This is a genomic window from Brotocaccenecus cirricatena (genome assembly GCF_020687045.1).
Taxonomy (GTDB): Bacteria; Bacillota; Clostridia; order Oscillospirales; family Oscillospiraceae; genus Vescimonas; species Vescimonas cirricatena.
In genome coordinates, this window is sequence record NZ_JAJEPW010000020.1 from 12,115 (window position 1) to 26,540 (window position 14,426).

General features: G+C 56.4%; 18 protein-coding genes and 1 pseudogene. 9 read left to right on the top strand and 10 right to left on the bottom strand.

Going from position 1 to position 14,426, the window contains the following annotated elements:
• Nucleotides 1–9: 9 nt before the first annotated feature.
• On the bottom strand, nucleotides 10–495 hold the full coding sequence (locus LKD37_RS08105) for a hypothetical protein (RefSeq protein ID WP_302928751.1): 486 nt from the start codon (nucleotides 493–495) through the stop codon (nucleotides 10–12).
• Between the two features lie 185 nt (nucleotides 496–680).
• Here LKD37_RS08105 and LKD37_RS08110 point away from each other — a divergent pair, with 185 nt between their 5' ends.
• Complete coding sequence (locus tag LKD37_RS08110) at nucleotides 681–2,021, top strand: ATP-binding protein (protein ID WP_302928752.1); 1,341 nt, start codon at nucleotides 681–683, stop codon at nucleotides 2,019–2,021.
• 70 nt (nucleotides 2,022–2,091) lie between these two features.
• Here the strand turns inward: LKD37_RS08110 and LKD37_RS08115 are convergent, their stop codons facing one another.
• Both LKD37_RS08115 and LKD37_RS08120 read right to left on the bottom strand, forming a co-directional pair.
• The gene (locus tag LKD37_RS08115) at nucleotides 2,092–2,247 is read right to left on the bottom strand and encodes a hypothetical protein (RefSeq protein WP_302928753.1); all 156 of its coding nucleotides are present in this window, start codon (nucleotides 2,245–2,247) and stop codon (nucleotides 2,092–2,094) included.
• Nucleotides 2,248–2,309: 62 nt separating this feature from the next.
• Nucleotides 2,310–2,567 carry a hypothetical protein gene (locus tag LKD37_RS08120; RefSeq protein ID WP_302928754.1) on the bottom strand — a complete coding sequence of 86 codons (258 nt, stop codon included), beginning with the start codon at nucleotides 2,565–2,567 and terminating at the stop codon, nucleotides 2,310–2,312.
• Nucleotides 2,568–2,612: 45 nt separating this feature from the next.
• Here LKD37_RS08120 and LKD37_RS08125 point away from each other — a divergent pair, with 45 nt between their 5' ends.
• Nucleotides 2,613–2,879, top strand: a complete 267-nt coding sequence (locus tag LKD37_RS08125; protein WP_302928755.1) for an ImmA/IrrE family metallo-endopeptidase — start codon at nucleotides 2,613–2,615, stop codon at nucleotides 2,877–2,879.
• A 59-nt stretch (nucleotides 2,880–2,938) separates the two neighbouring features.
• Here the strand turns inward: LKD37_RS08125 and LKD37_RS08130 are convergent, their stop codons facing one another.
• Entirely contained in the window at nucleotides 2,939–3,112 is a 174-nt protein-coding gene (locus LKD37_RS08130; protein ID WP_302928756.1) for a hypothetical protein, read from the bottom strand.
• A gap of 374 nt (nucleotides 3,113–3,486) precedes the next feature.
• Between LKD37_RS08130 and LKD37_RS08135 the strand changes: the two genes are divergently transcribed.
• Together LKD37_RS08135 and LKD37_RS08140 are read left to right on the top strand one after the other, a co-directional pair.
• Complete coding sequence (locus LKD37_RS08135) at nucleotides 3,487–4,056, top strand: sigma-70 family RNA polymerase sigma factor (RefSeq protein ID WP_302928757.1); 570 nt, start codon at nucleotides 3,487–3,489, stop codon at nucleotides 4,054–4,056.
• A gap of 131 nt (nucleotides 4,057–4,187) precedes the next feature.
• A complete protein-coding gene (locus LKD37_RS08140; RefSeq protein WP_302928758.1) occupies nucleotides 4,188–4,364 on the top strand; it encodes a hypothetical protein in 177 nt (58 codons plus the stop codon).
• A gap of 129 nt (nucleotides 4,365–4,493) precedes the next feature.
• Here the strand turns inward: LKD37_RS08140 and LKD37_RS08145 are convergent, their stop codons facing one another.
• The 4 genes and pseudogenes from LKD37_RS08145 to LKD37_RS08160 form a co-directional block, all read right to left on the bottom strand.
• Nucleotides 4,494–4,697: a type II toxin-antitoxin system Phd/YefM family antitoxin gene (locus LKD37_RS08145; protein WP_302928759.1), complete on the bottom strand. Its 204-nt coding sequence runs from the start codon at nucleotides 4,695–4,697 to the stop codon at nucleotides 4,494–4,496.
• Between the two features lie 34 nt (nucleotides 4,698–4,731).
• Nucleotides 4,732–5,331, bottom strand: coding sequence for a helix-turn-helix domain-containing protein (locus LKD37_RS08150; protein WP_302928760.1), 600 nt, complete (start codon nucleotides 5,329–5,331; stop codon nucleotides 4,732–4,734).
• 26 nt (nucleotides 5,332–5,357) lie between these two features.
• Nucleotides 5,358–5,699, bottom strand: a pseudogene (locus tag LKD37_RS08155) (sigma-70 family RNA polymerase sigma factor); the annotation flags it as partial.
• Nucleotides 5,700–5,814: 115 nt separating this feature from the next.
• Nucleotides 5,815–6,648: a MerR family transcriptional regulator gene (locus tag LKD37_RS08160; RefSeq protein WP_302928761.1), complete on the bottom strand. Its 834-nt coding sequence runs from the start codon at nucleotides 6,646–6,648 to the stop codon at nucleotides 5,815–5,817.
• 163 nt (nucleotides 6,649–6,811) lie between these two features.
• Between LKD37_RS08160 and LKD37_RS08165 the strand changes: the two genes are divergently transcribed.
• From LKD37_RS08165 to LKD37_RS08175, 3 genes are all read left to right on the top strand, one after another.
• On the top strand, nucleotides 6,812–8,173 hold the full coding sequence (locus tag LKD37_RS08165) for an amidohydrolase (RefSeq protein ID WP_302928762.1): 1,362 nt from the start codon (nucleotides 6,812–6,814) through the stop codon (nucleotides 8,171–8,173).
• Between the two features lie 75 nt (nucleotides 8,174–8,248).
• On the top strand, nucleotides 8,249–10,015 hold the full coding sequence (locus LKD37_RS08170; protein WP_302928763.1) for an adenine deaminase: 1,767 nt from the start codon (nucleotides 8,249–8,251) through the stop codon (nucleotides 10,013–10,015).
• 50 nt (nucleotides 10,016–10,065) lie between these two features.
• Nucleotides 10,066–11,397, top strand: coding sequence for an NCS2 family permease (locus LKD37_RS08175; RefSeq protein WP_302928764.1), 1,332 nt, complete (start codon nucleotides 10,066–10,068; stop codon nucleotides 11,395–11,397).
• A 111-nt stretch (nucleotides 11,398–11,508) separates the two neighbouring features.
• Here LKD37_RS08175 and LKD37_RS08180 read toward each other — a convergent pair whose 3' ends face one another.
• A complete protein-coding gene (locus LKD37_RS08180) occupies nucleotides 11,509–11,979 on the bottom strand; it encodes a GNAT family N-acetyltransferase (RefSeq protein ID WP_302928765.1) in 471 nt (156 codons plus the stop codon).
• An 11-nt stretch (nucleotides 11,980–11,990) separates the two neighbouring features.
• Entirely contained in the window at nucleotides 11,991–13,139 is a 1,149-nt protein-coding gene (locus LKD37_RS08185) for an FtsW/RodA/SpoVE family cell cycle protein (protein ID WP_302928766.1), read from the bottom strand.
• 147 nt (nucleotides 13,140–13,286) lie between these two features.
• Here LKD37_RS08185 and tsaE point away from each other — a divergent pair, with 147 nt between their 5' ends.
• Nucleotides 13,287–13,715, top strand: a complete 429-nt coding sequence (gene tsaE / locus LKD37_RS08190) for a tRNA (adenosine(37)-N6)-threonylcarbamoyltransferase complex ATPase subunit type 1 TsaE (RefSeq protein WP_302928767.1) — start codon at nucleotides 13,287–13,289, stop codon at nucleotides 13,713–13,715.
• A complete protein-coding gene (gene tsaB, locus LKD37_RS08195) occupies nucleotides 13,712–14,425 on the top strand; it encodes a tRNA (adenosine(37)-N6)-threonylcarbamoyltransferase complex dimerization subunit type 1 TsaB (protein ID WP_302928768.1) in 714 nt (237 codons plus the stop codon). Before tsaE ends, tsaB begins: the two co-directional genes overlap by 4 nt.
• Nucleotide 14,426: the final 1 nt, after the last annotated feature.

A 14,426-nucleotide genomic window follows, 5' to 3' on the forward strand; every position in this document is an offset into this window, starting at 1 on the left:
CTCTTTCTCTCATCCCGGCTGCACCAGACGCTTGAACTTCAGCGGACATTCCGCAATGTAGCGAGTGATCAGCCGACTCTCGGCCTTGGTTTCGGGATAAGCGGTAATGGTGATGGTTTTGGTGTTCCAGTCCAGCGTATAGGTGTCGGCAGCCACATTGGTGATGTGGTGCTCCGCCAGGAAATCCCGGAAGGCCTGCATGGCCTCCAGATTATCCGACATAATGACGTTCACATAGGTTCTGTCCTTGCTGAGCTGATCGCTCACAAGGCAGGCCAGCGAGCAGCCCACGCCGCCCGCGATGGCGACTACCAGCAGTGCCAGCATACTGTCCGCCGACACGATACGCTTGGTGATCCAGAAATAAATGAAGTCGGACAGGATCGCGGCGATACCCGCCAGAACCCACCGACTTCTCTGGATCAGTATGGTTTTTGTAGTGGAAAGGGCGTTGTCCAGCACCTTGGCCAGAAACAGCGCACCGAGATAGAGCATAGGCTTGCCTCCTTTGATTTTTGTATTTGAACGGGCAAAGGCTGAACTTGCTTTTTCGTGCGGATCCGCATCTCATGAACTTGCTTTTTCGTGCAAATTAAACTCCTACGAACTTGCTTTTTTGTGTTCCCCGTGTTATACTTGGCATATAAATAGGGTAAGCTATCTGCATAAGGAGTGAGAAGATGCTGAAACGAAAAATATACGATGAACTCGTAGCGTGGAAAAGCAGCAGCAACGGAACAACTGCCATGATGATCGATGGCGCACGCCGTGTCGGCAAAAGTTATATTGCCGAAGCGTTTGCAAAGGCTGAATACAAAAGCTATATCCTGATCGATTTTGGACGAGCTCCCACAGACGTACTGGATCTATTCGCCAACGATAGCTCTGATCTTGATCTATTCTTCGCAAAACTCGCAGCCTTTTATGCAACGCCTCTCCACAGAAGGGAATCGCTGATCATTTTTGATGAAGTTCAACAATATCCGAGAGCACGCCAGCTTATCAAATATCTTGTAGCGGATGGCCGGTTTGATTACCTTGAAACAGGATCGCTGATTCGGCTGAAAAAGAATGTCCAAGATATCATTATTCCTTCGGAAGAGGATCACATTGAGATGTTTCCGCTGGATTTTGAGGAATTTCTCTGGGCAATGGGAGACGAGGCCACATATCCACTGATTCGGCATTGTTTTGAAGCAAAGCAACCCCTTGGCGCAGCACTTCACCGGAAGATCATGAATGACTTTCGCCAATACATTCTGGTTGGGGGGATGCCTCAGTCCGTTCTTGCTTACATGAATGGCAAGGACTTCGAGGCATCCGATGTTGCCAAACGCAGGATTCTGAAGCTGTATCATGAGGATGTGGCAAAATTTGCAGAGGGATATGAAGATAAAGTGTTTGCCGTATTCGATGGCATTCCGGGTCAGCTTTCAAAAAAAGAAAAGAAATACAAGCTTTCGTCTCTCGGAAAGCAGGCTCGTTTTCGCACTTATGAGGATTCATTTGTGTGGCTGAACGAAGCCATGATCGTAAATACCTGCTTCAATGCAACGGATCCTCATGTTGGGCTTGCGCTGAGTGCTGATAACGCCACGCAGAAGTGTTATATGGCAGATACCGGATTACTTGTAACGCACACTTTCCAGGATAAAAAATACACAGACAATGAACTTTATCGTGCAATTCTCTTCGATAAACTTAATATCAACGAAGGAATGCTGATGGAAAACATTGTTGCACAGATGCTTCGCCATAGCCGTTCGCGCCTGTACTTTTACTCTCGTTCCGACAGCCAAAACCGGGAAAACCACATGGAAATCGACTTTCTAATTACCGAAGGGAAAAAGATTGCTCCGGTAGAGGTTAAATCCGGCAATTATCGCTCCCATTCCTCTTTAGATAAATTTCGAAAGCACTTCTCATCTGTAATTGGCAATTCCTATATTCTCTACACCAAAGATGTTATGATCAAAGACGGCATCATTCATCTGCCTCTTTACATGGCAGAATTGCTATGATGTGAAGGGGCCTTGTAAATTTTTGCAAGGCTCCTTCCGCATATAACGAGTTGCTTTTGCACCTTCTGAATTACCTTGCCAGCCTCAGAATCAGTTCCTCTACATCCTCCGTAGACTTTCCGGCATTCAGCAGCTTATTGCGCCAGCGGAGAAGGATGCTGCGGGCATAGCGGGCTTCCTGCGGCGTCAGGGTCAGGACAACTTTGTCACGCTTGCGAAAGAACATAGCGGGCACCTCCGTTTTTTCTCCAGTGTAGCCGGAGGGGACGGCGGCGTCAACTGTGCGAATCAGCGTTCCCGATCCCGTTCCTTCTGCTTCACCTCCAGCACGGACCCGCAGGCCTGTTCATACTCCTTGTCGGTGATGAGCCCGGCCTTGTAGTCCATATAGGTGGCTGCCGCCTGTGCGTCCTTGATGGCACGGATCAGGGTCTCGGGCTTGTCCCGGATGGACTGGATCCAGGCCTGAACGTAGGCCTTGTGATTGTCGATGTGCTGGGGCGTGGCCGTCACGTCCAGATCCACGCCCATGAAGCAGGAACACATTATTCCGGTGAGGAACTGGCAAAGATGTTTTCTCTCAACGAAACCTTGACCAACAGACTGGGTGCCGCTGTTTTAATGCCGCCTTTCCTGGTGGGCCGAGCGTTGAAAAAGTATAACAACGGACAGCCGATCGTCTACTATACCGAAGGCGTCTTTGCGCCGGATACAAAGATCAGACTTCAGTCCATGTCGGATGCGCTTGGCGTATCTTATTCGGCACTTATCAACCGGCTCAGAGAACTGAGGCTGCTGGAATGCAGACCGATCGAAGAATATATTGACCACGCTCTTTTCCCGAAGGCATCAATATGATTCAGTATGACGCACGTTTCGGTACACCCAGCGACGAGGTGCTCCGAAAATTGGAACTGTCACGCATGGAAGTAGAATCCATGGAAAAGAGGAACCTTAACTGCCCAATCTGCGGCTTTCGCATCCTTGGTGTGTACGCTGACCGAAACGGTCATGCGGAAGTGAAATGCCGCAAATGTAAGTTTGAAGGTCCCATCAACCTGGCCTACTTCAGAAGGCAGCATCGGCACCATAGGTATATCCGCTTCGATAACCGCAAGCGGAACGTCACCAGATAACTTATAACTGAATATCTGAAAACAATACGATTTCTAATCGTGCAAGCGGAGCAGGACCCGTAAAGGGCTGAAAAACTTCCAAGCGCCGTACGAAGCCGGATTGAGACAAATTACAGGATCATTGTATCCTGATGTCTCTTTCCGATTTCTGCGGCGCTTTTTTGCACGGTTTTGCTTCGTACTGCGTTAGAAGGTCTTTTCTCAAAGCTCGCGCTTGGGAAAGGACCTTTATGTTTTGTGCCTGGCTTTGCTACATAGGCCGATATCCGTAGCTCCGAAATTTGGATTTCAACCAACAAACCAAATTTCAAAATAAGGAGCTACGAATCATGAAGAAGGAATTCTGGATCAAGAAAGATCGAACCAAGGACGAACCGGATAATTGGAAAAAGATGAGCAGCTATGAATTTGCTCGTTTTATGGAAACGGCAGATGGAAAGTCCCGCAAGGAGAATATCGCTAGGGTTCCCGGCGGCGAGTCCGGCGAACCGATCATCTATATGGAAGTTGACAGTCAAACCGCAAAAGAGTGGAAGCGTGAAAACAACAGGGCCTGTTATCTACAGAAAACCATGAATGCATTGGGCATCGAGGTGATCTCCTACAATGTTTCTCCTAACACTGAGGATTGGGAAGTAAATGGAGAGGCCTTGCTGGAGAACCCTGATTGCCATGTGGAGGACGATGTCCTTCGCAGCATTCTCACGGAGAATATGCTCGATGCAATGTGCCATTTGTCGGAGATTGAGCAGGAAGTAATCACCCGTCTGTATTTATTAGATGATCCTATGACCGAGCACGAGTTTGAAAAGGCTTTCGGTGTCAAGAGGTGTACGGTCCACTATTACAAAGTAAGTGCGTTAGAGAAGCTCAGAAAAATGCTGAGTGAAAATGTTTAAGGCAGTTACTAACAATTCACGGAAAAATTCAGCAACTGGTTAGTAGAAGGACTATTTTCATATCTGTCTACATACGCACCGAAAAACACGCATAAATTGAAGCAGGAAACGCTCCGGAAAGGAGGGCAGCCATGGACGTATTTTTGATTTTCCCCAAGTCTCAGCAAGCGCAAAAGGAGCTGGAGCAGCAACTTGCAAAATTTCAGGCGGATCAGGCGCTGAAAAACATCCACCTTCTGCCCTGCGGCACAGAGGAGAAGCTGGAACTGATGGACGCCGCCGTGAAGCATATAAAAGCGCAGCAATAATACATAGCAGACGAGCAGACCAGCCTCAACAGCCGGTCTGCTCGTTTTTCATATGTTTCTCGCTAAATTTGGCCCCACAAGGTTCACATAGAGCCGCGCGATGGCTTCAAGCTCCCGCTGAGCGCAAGGTCAGTCACGCCGATAGATCGCCTCCAGCCGTTTTCTGGATTCCTCCAGCGTATAGGCAGGCGCACCGGAAAGTCGGGCAGCCTCTGCTGCCTCCAGCTTTGCGCGCAGCTTCAAGGTTTCCTCGCGCTGTTCAGCTTCTTCATGCGCCAAATCAGAGATCATGCTGTAGTCGTTACACAGTGCAGTCGAAGATTTGATAATCATGGGTCGGCATCTCCTGAATGATTCTGTAATAATTCTATCGGACTTTTTTGCAGCTTTCAAGACTCTGCTTGAAATACTTCTCCCATGTGGATTTGAAAATCTGCTTGCGGTTTTGCTCCCAATGCTTGAGATTTCCAAGGCTGACGCCCAGCTTGTCCGCATATTGTCTCTGCGTCAGCCCCAGTTTCGTTCGGATCGCCTTGATCTGGTTGCCTTGACCATTCCTCAGAAATAGATTGTAGTCATCCAGAAGCATATCGACCGGCACTTCAAAAAGCTGCGCGATTTTCTCCATGTGCTCCGGCGGATAGAGGTCCTTGCCGTATTCCTCATAGTGGACGTAGGTGCTCCGGTCTATCCCAGCGTAGTCTGCAACGTCTCTCTGCCGCAGTCCTTTCTGGTAGCGAAGCCAGCGCAGCTTGTCCGCCGTTTCGGCGATTTCCGAGAAGTCCGAGAACTGCAAATTGAACTTTTCTGCGTCCTGAAACTTGTGCGGCAGCACCACCGGAAATTGAAGAATCTGGAGCGGGGCTACTTTTACCGCGCCCGATACATTGGAAATCAAAATATAGCAGCGGACTCCAACACTCGCCAGCAGATGCCATTTTGCCTCAAAAGGTGTCCGTTCCGCCACCTGCAAGGCCGTTTCTTCCGTTAGGTTAGTATAGCATTTTCAATACACCTGGACGCATAGGTTGCCAGGCGGATTTTTTTGTCCGGCTGGAAGGTGTTCACGGCCTTGATCAGGCCGATGGTGCCGATGGAGATCAGATCCTCCTGGTTGGCAGCCTGGGTGTAGTACTTCTTGATGATATGGGCCACCAGGCGGAGATTGTGCTCCACCAGGCGGTTGCGGGCAGACAGGTCTCCCCTGCCCCACTGCTCCAGGCACTCCCGCTCCTCCTGTCGGGACAAAGGACGGGGAAACGACCCGGGATTTCCGGACAGGTGCAGCGTCAGAAACAAGCTGTTGGACAGCAACAGCAAAGCCGCCGATAACATAAGCCATCCCTCCTTCACGGCAATCCTATGCCCAGGAGGGATGGTCCTATGTACCCGCGGCATACACTGCGTTTGAACCAGCGGTTCTCCGGCTCCCACCGGTATACGCAGCAGCTTACACGTCCTCGGGCTTGGAAATGGCCGCAGAGGGCGTTTTTTCATTTTGTTCATCAGAGGAAAGAATGCGCACCTCCAGACCGGTAATATAATTATCCGGGTGTCCCTCGCAGCACTGATCCACGATGTTGGGGGTGATAACACAGTCATCCACCGGCAGCTTCCGGCGGCGGGCTTCGTCAAACAGGCGGTCAATGGAGTCCTGAATGGTGAGATACGGCCCATAGTGATAGCCGCAGAGATAGTCCCCGGCGGGGATATAGGAAACGGGCTGGTCGGCCATCAGGTCCGGCAGGCGGCGGGCCTCGGCGGGAGTATCTTCATAGAGGTAGGCGCCGAACCATTTCCGCTGCCCCTGATAAAAGCCCACGGTGGGATAGAAGTAAAACAGCTCATGGGTAAAGAGGTTGATTTCCTCGCCGATGTGCAGAAAGGCCCGGCGCGGGAAGGAGCGGACATAGAATTTATCCCGTTGGCTGGCGGCCTGCTCCCGCTCGATAAACTCCACCTTCTGCTGGATGATCTGGATGGTGGCGTTCAGCTCGTCGCATTGACGGCGCAGCTGCTGCGCCTGCTGGGAGAGCATTTGCAGGTTATCACGCAGGCCGTTGCTGTGGAGAAAGGCCTTGATCTGGGCAAGAGAGTAGTCCAGCCGCCGCAGATACCGGATCGTGGCCAGCGGATAGACCTGGTCGAAGTGGTAAAAGCGGCGGTTATTTTCGCTGTTGCGCACCTGCGGCACCAACAGGCCCTTGGCGTCATAATGGCGCAGCAGCTGGACATCCATGTTGAAAATGTCGGCAAGCTCCCCGATGGTCAAAAATTCTTTCATAAAAAACCTCCCATTTTTCCGGGGTATAACAGCAGGATTTTGTGAGAACACCAGAAAATCCGGAAAAATCAAAATTAGGGCTTGAACCTATAACTGTTATAGGTTGTAGGGTGAGTATATCATTTTTGAAGCAGCTTGACAAGTATCTGGATGGAGGGATCTCATGCAAACCTATTTGAAGAATGGCTACATCGTCTCCATGGATCAGCAGGACACCGTTTTTGACGGCGGCGGCGTGCTGGTGGAGGATGACCGCATTACGGCGGTCGGTAAGGTTGACCCCAGGCTGGTGAAGCCCGACGCGGAGGTCATTGACCTGCAGGGCAAGTATGTGCTGCCCGGGTTTGTGAATACCCATGTGCACACCTCCCAGCAGATTTCCCGGGGCGTAGGCGATGATGTGGATTTCATCTGCTGGCTCCACGACCGGATGTGGCCCTTTGAGAGCAGCATGACGGAGGAGGACTCCTATGTGTCCACGCTGATGACCAGCTTGGAGCTGATCCGCTCCGGCGTGACCTCCTTTGCTGAGCCCGGCGGACAGTTCGTCTCCGGCATGGCCCGGGGTACGGCGGAGTCCGGTCTGCGCGGCAAACTGGCCAAATCCGTGATGGACTGCGGCGAGGGGCTGCCGGAAATCTGGCAGCGCACCATGGAGCAGGAGCTGGAGCAGCAGGTGGCGGACCTGGAGAAATTCCACAATACGGCCGATGGAAGGGTGCAGGTATGGTTCGGCCTGCGCACCATTTTCAACAACACCGATGAACTGTGCGTCCGCACCAAGGAGCTGGCGGACAAATACGGCGTCGGCATCCACATGCATGTGGCCGAGGCTAAGGAGGAGAAGGAATATACCTATGCCCGCTGGGGCGAGGGCACGGTGAAGCATCTGGAGCGGCTGGGCGTGCTGGATAAGAATTTGCTGGCCGTTCACACAGTATGGCTGACGGATGAGGAGCTGGAGCTGTTCAAGAAGCGGGAAGTGAAGATTTCCCACAACCCAGCTTCCGCCATGCGCGTGCTGGGCTTTGCACGGATCCCGAAGATGCTGGCGATGGGGCTGCGGCCCTCCATCGGTACGGACGGCGCGTCCTCCTCCAACCACATGGACATGGTGGACGAGATGTGGCTGACCAGCCTGATCCACAAGGGCTGGCGTCTGGACCCCACGGTGGTTCCCTCGCAGGATATTCTGCGGATGGCCACCAAGTGGGGCGCCCGCGCACTGCTGGACGAGGACCTGTACGGCAGTCTGGAATGCGGCAAGAAGGCGGACCTGATCGTCATTGACCCCCACGGTCCGTCGATGATGCCGGTGAACGACAAAATCGCCGCCCTGGTAACGGCCATGCATTCGGCCAATATCCAATCCACCATGTGCGACGGCAAGTGGCTTATGCGGGACCGGAAGATCCTAACCCTGGACGAGGAGGCCATCCTGAAGGAGGCCTGCGACCGGGCCAAGGCCATCTATAAGCGGGCGGGCATTGAGCTGCCGGACCGCTTCCCGGTGGTGAAGGTTTAAAGGGTTTTCAACGGTGCGGGGCACCAGAACATAGAAGCAGCAAGCGGAATTATGCGTTTAGTATGGAGGTACAGCATGAATCAGAAATTACTGTCCGTTGCGAAGGGTGAGACTCCGGCCGATCTGGTGATCCGGAACGGCAAGGTGGTCAATGTCTATTCCGGTGAGATCTATGACGGCGGCGTGGCCATCTGCGGCGACACCATCGCTGCCGTGGGCGATGTGGAATACTGCATCGGCGAGGGCACCCGGGTGGTGGACGCGGAGGGAAAGTATCTGACCCCCGGCTTCCTGGACGGACATATCCATCCGGAAAGCTCCTCGCTGGCCATCCGGCCCTTTGCCGAGGCGGTGCTGGCACACGGCACCACCGGCATTATGACGGACCTGCACGAGGTGGGCGTGGTGTCCGGGCTGGAGGGCATCGAGGCCATCCTGAAGGAGGCCGAGGCCACAGACCTGAAAATTTATTTCGTGGTGCCGTCCCACGTGCCGTTTTCCCCCAATCTGGAGACCAGCGGCGGGCGCTTTAATCCGGAGATTATCCGCAAGGCCCTGAAGCGTCCGGACGCGGTGGGCCTGTCCGAGTGTGTCGGCCCCTATATCACAGCCGGGTTCCCCGATCTGCTGGAGTCCTTTGACACCACGCTGTCTATGCCCGGCAAGACCCTGCAGGGCCATCTGCCGGATATGTACGGCCCGGCCATGAGCGCCTGCATCGCCGCCGGTGTGTCCACCGACCATGAGTCCTTCTGCGAAAAGGATGTGTTTGAGCGGCTGCGCAACGGCTGCCACCTGATGATGCGCGAGGGCAGCGCCGCCCGGAATATGCCGGTGCTGCTGAAGACCGTGATGGAAAATCATCTGGACACCGCCATGGTCAGCATCGTCACCGACGACCTGCACACGGTGGACCTGCAGGAGCGGGGCCATCTGGACGACTCGCTGCGCACGGCCCTGGGCATGGGTCTGGACTTTGTCAAGGCCATTCAGATGGTCACCGTCAACTGCGCGCGGGCTTTCAATCTGGACCGGGAAATCGGCGGACTGGCACCCGGACGCCGGGCAGACGTCAACATCACCACCGGCCCGGAGGATTTCCGCGTGCTGACCACCTTCGCCGGCGGCCGCCAGATCACAGACAACGGCAAGCTGCTGGTGCACTATGAGACGGCAGAGCATGAGCCCTGTGTGCTGAACACCATGCACCTGAAAAACCCCATCACGGCGGACAGCTTCAAGATCCATGCCCCCGCAGGCGCCAAGAAGGTGAAGGCCCTGGTGATGGATACGCTGCCCTACATGCCCTTCACCAATCGCCGGGACGTGGAGCTGCCGGTTGTGGACGGCGTGGTGCAGTGCGATGTGGAGCAGGATGCGCTGTATATTGCGCAGGTAGAGCGCCACGGCAAGAACGGCAATGTGGGCAAGGCCTTTATGGGCGGCTTCCACATCCGGGGCGGCGCAATGGCCTCCTCCGTGGGCCACGACAATCACAACATCATTGTCATGGGTGACAGCTTCGAGGACATGGCACTGGCGGTGAACCGCTGCGTGGAGCTGGGCGGCGGACAGGTGATCGTCCGCAATGGAAAAGTGGCCGCCGAGGTGGCATATCCCATCTGCGGTCTGCTGAGCGACCTGCCTCTGGATGAGCTGGCGGAGAAGAAGAAGGAACTGAACCGGGTGGCCCATGAAATGGGCACGGAAATCGCCATTCCCTTCATGTTCCTCAGCTTTATCTGTCTGGCGGCGATCCCTGCTTACGCCATCACCGACTGCGGATTCATTGATGTGGTGCAGCAGAAGGTCATCGACCCCATTCTGGAGGTCGTGGAATAAAACCGAATCCCCCAAAACCCAACTTGCAAAAGAGCACAGAGAGGAGCAACATGAAAAACGATTTTTTTAAGCTGAAGGATCACGGTACCACCGTCCGGCGGGAAGTGCTGGCGGGTATCACCACCTTTATGACCATGGCCTATGTGCTGGCAGTGCAGCCCTCCGCCATCTGCGGCTTCGGCCCCGATCCCTACATCACGGATATAAACGGCGTTGTGATCAGCAAGTCAGCGCTGCTGGTGATGTGCGCACTGGTCAGCGGCATCATCACCCTGTTTATGGGCCTGTATGCCAATCTGCCGCTGGCGCTGTCCACCGCCATGGGCAGCAACTTCATTCTCGGCGGGCTGGTCAACAGCGGCACGGTGTCCTTTGGTTGGGCCATGGCGCTTCTGCTGTGCTCCGGCATTCTGTTTATCCTGGTAACGGTGCTGGGCGTGCGGAAAATGGTGGTGGATCTGCTGCCGAAGAACCTGAAGATCGCCATACCAACCGCTGTGGGCTTCTTCATTGCCTATCTGGGCTTTAAGAACACCGGCCTTGCCGCCTTCAGCGACAGCGGTCTGGCCTTGGGTGATTTTACCCAGCCCGCGGTGCTGCTGGCCCTGATCACCATGGCGGTGATGGGCGTGCTGACGGCCTATAAGGTGCGCGGCGCGATTCTGATCGGCATCATTGTCGGCACCGTCATCAGCATCCCCATGGGCGTGTCCACGCTGCCCACCACGCTGGTGTCCCTGCCGGATATGAGCGAAATCGGCAACCTGGTGCTGTGCTACGACTTCAAGTCCGTGCTGGCAGACATCCCCGGCGCGCTGGTGTGGATCTTCATCCTGTTCACCAGCGACTTCTTTGCCACCTTCGGCGCGCTGATCGCCGTGGGCGCCCAGACCAATATGCTGGACGAGGACGGCAACTTCCCCCAGATTGAAAAGCCCTTCCTGGTGGATGCCGTTGGCACGGTGGTGGGCTCCGGCACCGGATGCACCACCATCTCCACCTTCATTGAATCCACCATCGGCGTGGAAGCAGGCGGCCGCACGGGTTTGACGGCGATCGTCAGCGGCGGGCTGTTCCTGGTGTGCATCTTCCTGTCCCCGCTGTTTCTGATGATCCCCACTGCCGTGACCGGCGTGACGCTGATCTTCGTGGGCTTCTCCATGCTGTCGGGCTTTACGAAGCTGGACTTCTCCGACTTCAAGAGCTGCTTCGGTCCCTTCGTGATGATCCTGTTCGGCACCTTCACCGGCGACATCGCCGCGGCAATCTGCCTGGGCGTGCTGACGGACGTGCTGATCAAGGTGCTGACGGGCGATGCAAAGAAGGTCCACCCGGTGCTGTATGTGCTGTGCATCCCGCTGGTGCTGTACTTCATCGTGTAAATAATCGGATAACAAGGCTCCCGGCGTACCGGGATGAATAGTCCGGATTGTGCAGAATGGCGCAGCTTACGCTGCGCCATTCTGATTTTTTGCCGCGCTTGAGTCGGCCGATCAAAGCGGTTCTTTTTCGTCCGGCTGCCGCCGGTACACGCAGCAGCCCTCCGCCATGCCGCAGAAGCGGAAGCCGGACTTTTCCGCGATGTGCCGGGTCACCGTCTGCTCCGGGACGCACTCAATGACCACGCCCCGCCCCTGACGCCGGGCGCGGTCCGTCAGCAGCCGGGTCAGCTCCCCGGAGTATCCCCGGCCCCAGCGGCTGCGGTCCAGGACCCAGCCCAGCTCCATGGACACATCGTCATAGGGGTGCCAGATCACATACCCCGCAAAGCCGCCGTCATCCACCGCCAGGATCAGCGGCTCCGGCGTCAGCCCCGCCCGTTCCAGAAAGGCCCGGGTCTGCTCCCGGGAAAAGGGCGGCTCCAGATACCGCATGACCTCCGGGTCCGACAGCAGCCGGTGCAGAGGCTCCAGGTCCGCCTCCGTCATTCGGCGGGCCCGCAGTCCGGCAGACTTACGCTCCATGCCCGCCTCCCTTACCGCAGCCAATCCGGCAGGGAGTGGCTCTGGACGCTGCTGACCATGCCCATGGCGGCAAACAGGGTCACGATGGACGAGCCGCCATAGCTGAAAAACGGCAGCGTCAGGCCGATCACCGGCAGCACAAACAGGCACATACCCACGTTACTGATGGTCTGGAAGATCAGCAACGCTGCCACCCCCACGCAGACATAGGACTCCGTGGTGTTCCGGGCCTTCCGCGCCACCATCAGGCACCGCACGATGATGGCCGCCAGCAGCAGCAGCACCGCCAGGCACCCCAGCATCCCCAGCTCCTCGCCGATGGCGGAGAAGATGAAGTCCGTGTACCGGAACGGCAGGCTGCCGGAGTATTCGCCCTGGGTCTGTATCCCGTGGAACAGCCCCTGGCCGGCGAGCTTACCGCCGCCCAGGGCCAGCAGGCTCCGGGTCTGCTGCCATCCGGCCCCCAGGGGGTCCAGGTTGTGGTCAAACACCACCATGAACCGCTCCTTCATATAGTCCGGGATCTTGTCCAGCTCCCACAGCAGGTAAAACGCCGCGCCGCCGCCCAACAGGGCGATGATGAACCACCGGGCCGCCACTCCGGCCACAAAGGCCATGGCCGCGAAGATGAAGATATACACCAGGGCGCTGCCCATGTCCGAGGAGATGACGTAGTAAAGCCCCACCATCAGCAGCACGTGCCCCGCCAGAAACGCAATGGAACGCAGGGATTTCAGCCCCCAGTTCTCCTTGACCCACACCAGCTGCCGGCTGAGCACCAGGATGAACGTCAGCTTCACGATCTCCGCCGGCTGGATATTGGCCGGAAAGCCCTGGATCCCCAGCCAGGCCCGGTTGCCGTTGTTTTCGATGCCCAGCGGCGTTTTCAGCAGCAGGAACATGACGATGCCGAAGCCCAGCAGCCATTTCCAGCGCTTGGCGGCCTCGGTCAGGTCGATCTGGGACATGAGAAAATAGATGCCCACTCCCAGCACAATGGCGCAGGCCTGGACGATGACCATCTTCCAGGAATTCAGAAAGTTCGTGGCGCTGGCGATCATCACCAGCCCGAACAGGGCCGCGCCGCAGCAGAGACACAGCAAAAGCCAGTCGGCCTGCCGCAAAATATCGAAAATGCTATCCTTGATTCGTTTCAGCATGAAAGGCTCCTCTTGTAAAACCGGTTGCATGGAACATGATATCAATTTAGTATAGCATACGAAACTTTTTCTGTAAACCGAATTTTCTCTTTTCAAGCGGGAATTCCTGTGATATAATCAGTTGATTTTACGGAGAGGAGGCCACCTATGGAGTATATCACCCACAGTCCCGCGGAAACGGAGGAGCTGGGCTGCCGTTTGGGACGGACCCTGGGCCCCGGTGCGGTGGTGGCCTACTTCGGCGGCCTGGGGATGGGCAAAACCGCCTTCACCCGGGGACTGGCCCGGGGCCTTGGCTGCCGGGGCCGGGTCACCAGCCCCACCTTCACCATCGTCAACGAATACGACGGCCCCACGCCCCTGTTCCACTTCGACATGTACCGCCTGGCGGACGCCGACGCCCTGTTCGACATCGGCTGGGAGGACTATCTGGACCGGGGCGGCGTGTGCGCCGTGGAGTGGAGCGAAAACGTCCGGGAGGCCCTGCCGCCGGACGCCGTTACCGTCACCATCGCCCGCTGTCCGGAAAACGACGGCTGGCGCAGCATTACCATTGAAGGAGGGGAGCCGCTTTGAAAATACTTGCCATCGAGACCTCGGCCAAAAGCGTCTCCGCCGCCGTGGTGGAAAACGGTGTTCCCCTGGCCAGCGCCTATCAGAACATGGGCCTGACCCACAGCCGCACCCTGATGCCCCTGGTGGACGGTATGCTGTCCGCCGCCGGACTGCGGGTCCGGGATATGGACCTGCTGGCGGCCGCCAACGGGCCGGGCAGCTTTACCGGCCTGCGCATCGGCGTATCCGCCCTGAAGGGCCTGGCCTGGGCCCTGGAAAAGCCCTGCTGCGGCGTGTCCACCCTGGCCGCCATGGCCCGGAACCTGGCCCATATGGAGGGCCTCATCGTCTGCGCCATGGACGCCCGGCGCAATCAGGTGTACAACGCCCTGTTCCTGGCCCATGACGGTGTTCTGACCCGGCAGTGTCCGGACCGGGCCATCGGCCTGGCGGAGCTGGCGGAGGAGATAAAAAACCGCCCGGAGCCGAAATTTGTTGTTGGCGACGGGGCCGGGCTGTGTTATAATTATCTGTTGGAGCAGGATGTCCCCTGCCGGATGGCCCCGCCTCAGCTGGTGATGCAGAACGCCGTGGGGGTGGCCCTGGCGGCGGGGGAAATGGCTGCCGCCGGACAGGTCACCACGGCCCGGGACCTGGTTCCCGTGTACCTGCGGCTGAGCCAGGCGGAGCGGGAGCGGCTGGCCCGGGGCCTGAAGATCACCTTGGATTAAT

Excerpts from the sequence above, each read along its gene's own strand:
- LKD37_RS08110 (WP_302928752.1), top strand. The coding sequence starts at position 681 with ATGCTGAAACGAAAAATATACGATGAACTCGTAGCGTGGAAAAGCAGC.
- LKD37_RS08170 (WP_302928763.1), top strand. The coding sequence starts at position 8,249 with ATGAATCAGAAATTACTGTCCGTTGCGAAGGGTGAGACTCCGGCCGAT.
- LKD37_RS08135 (WP_302928757.1), top strand. The coding sequence starts at position 3,487 with ATGAAGAAGGAATTCTGGATCAAGAAAGATCGAACCAAGGACGAACCG.
- LKD37_RS08180 (WP_302928765.1), bottom strand. The coding sequence starts at position 11,979 with ATGGAGCGTAAGTCTGCCGGACTGCGGGCCCGCCGAATGACGGAGGCG.
- LKD37_RS08120 (WP_302928754.1), bottom strand. The coding sequence starts at position 2,567 with ATGTGTTCCTGCTTCATGGGCGTGGATCTGGACGTGACGGCCACGCCC.
- LKD37_RS08115 (WP_302928753.1), bottom strand. The coding sequence starts at position 2,247 with ATGTTCTTTCGCAAGCGTGACAAAGTTGTCCTGACCCTGACGCCGCAG.
- LKD37_RS08175 (WP_302928764.1), top strand. The coding sequence starts at position 10,066 with ATGAAAAACGATTTTTTTAAGCTGAAGGATCACGGTACCACCGTCCGG.
- tsaE (WP_302928767.1), top strand. The coding sequence starts at position 13,287 with ATGGAGTATATCACCCACAGTCCCGCGGAAACGGAGGAGCTGGGCTGC.
- LKD37_RS08160 (WP_302928761.1), bottom strand. The coding sequence starts at position 6,648 with ATGAAAGAATTTTTGACCATCGGGGAGCTTGCCGACATTTTCAACATG.
- LKD37_RS08145 (WP_302928759.1), bottom strand. The coding sequence starts at position 4,697 with ATGATTATCAAATCTTCGACTGCACTGTGTAACGACTACAGCATGATC.
- LKD37_RS08130 (WP_302928756.1), bottom strand. The coding sequence starts at position 3,112 with ATGGTGCCGATGCTGCCTTCTGAAGTAGGCCAGGTTGATGGGACCTTC.
- LKD37_RS08105 (WP_302928751.1), bottom strand. The coding sequence starts at position 495 with ATGCTCTATCTCGGTGCGCTGTTTCTGGCCAAGGTGCTGGACAACGCC.
- LKD37_RS08185 (WP_302928766.1), bottom strand. The coding sequence starts at position 13,139 with ATGCTGAAACGAATCAAGGATAGCATTTTCGATATTTTGCGGCAGGCC.
- LKD37_RS08165 (WP_302928762.1), top strand. The coding sequence starts at position 6,812 with ATGCAAACCTATTTGAAGAATGGCTACATCGTCTCCATGGATCAGCAG.
- LKD37_RS08140 (WP_302928758.1), top strand. The coding sequence starts at position 4,188 with ATGGACGTATTTTTGATTTTCCCCAAGTCTCAGCAAGCGCAAAAGGAG.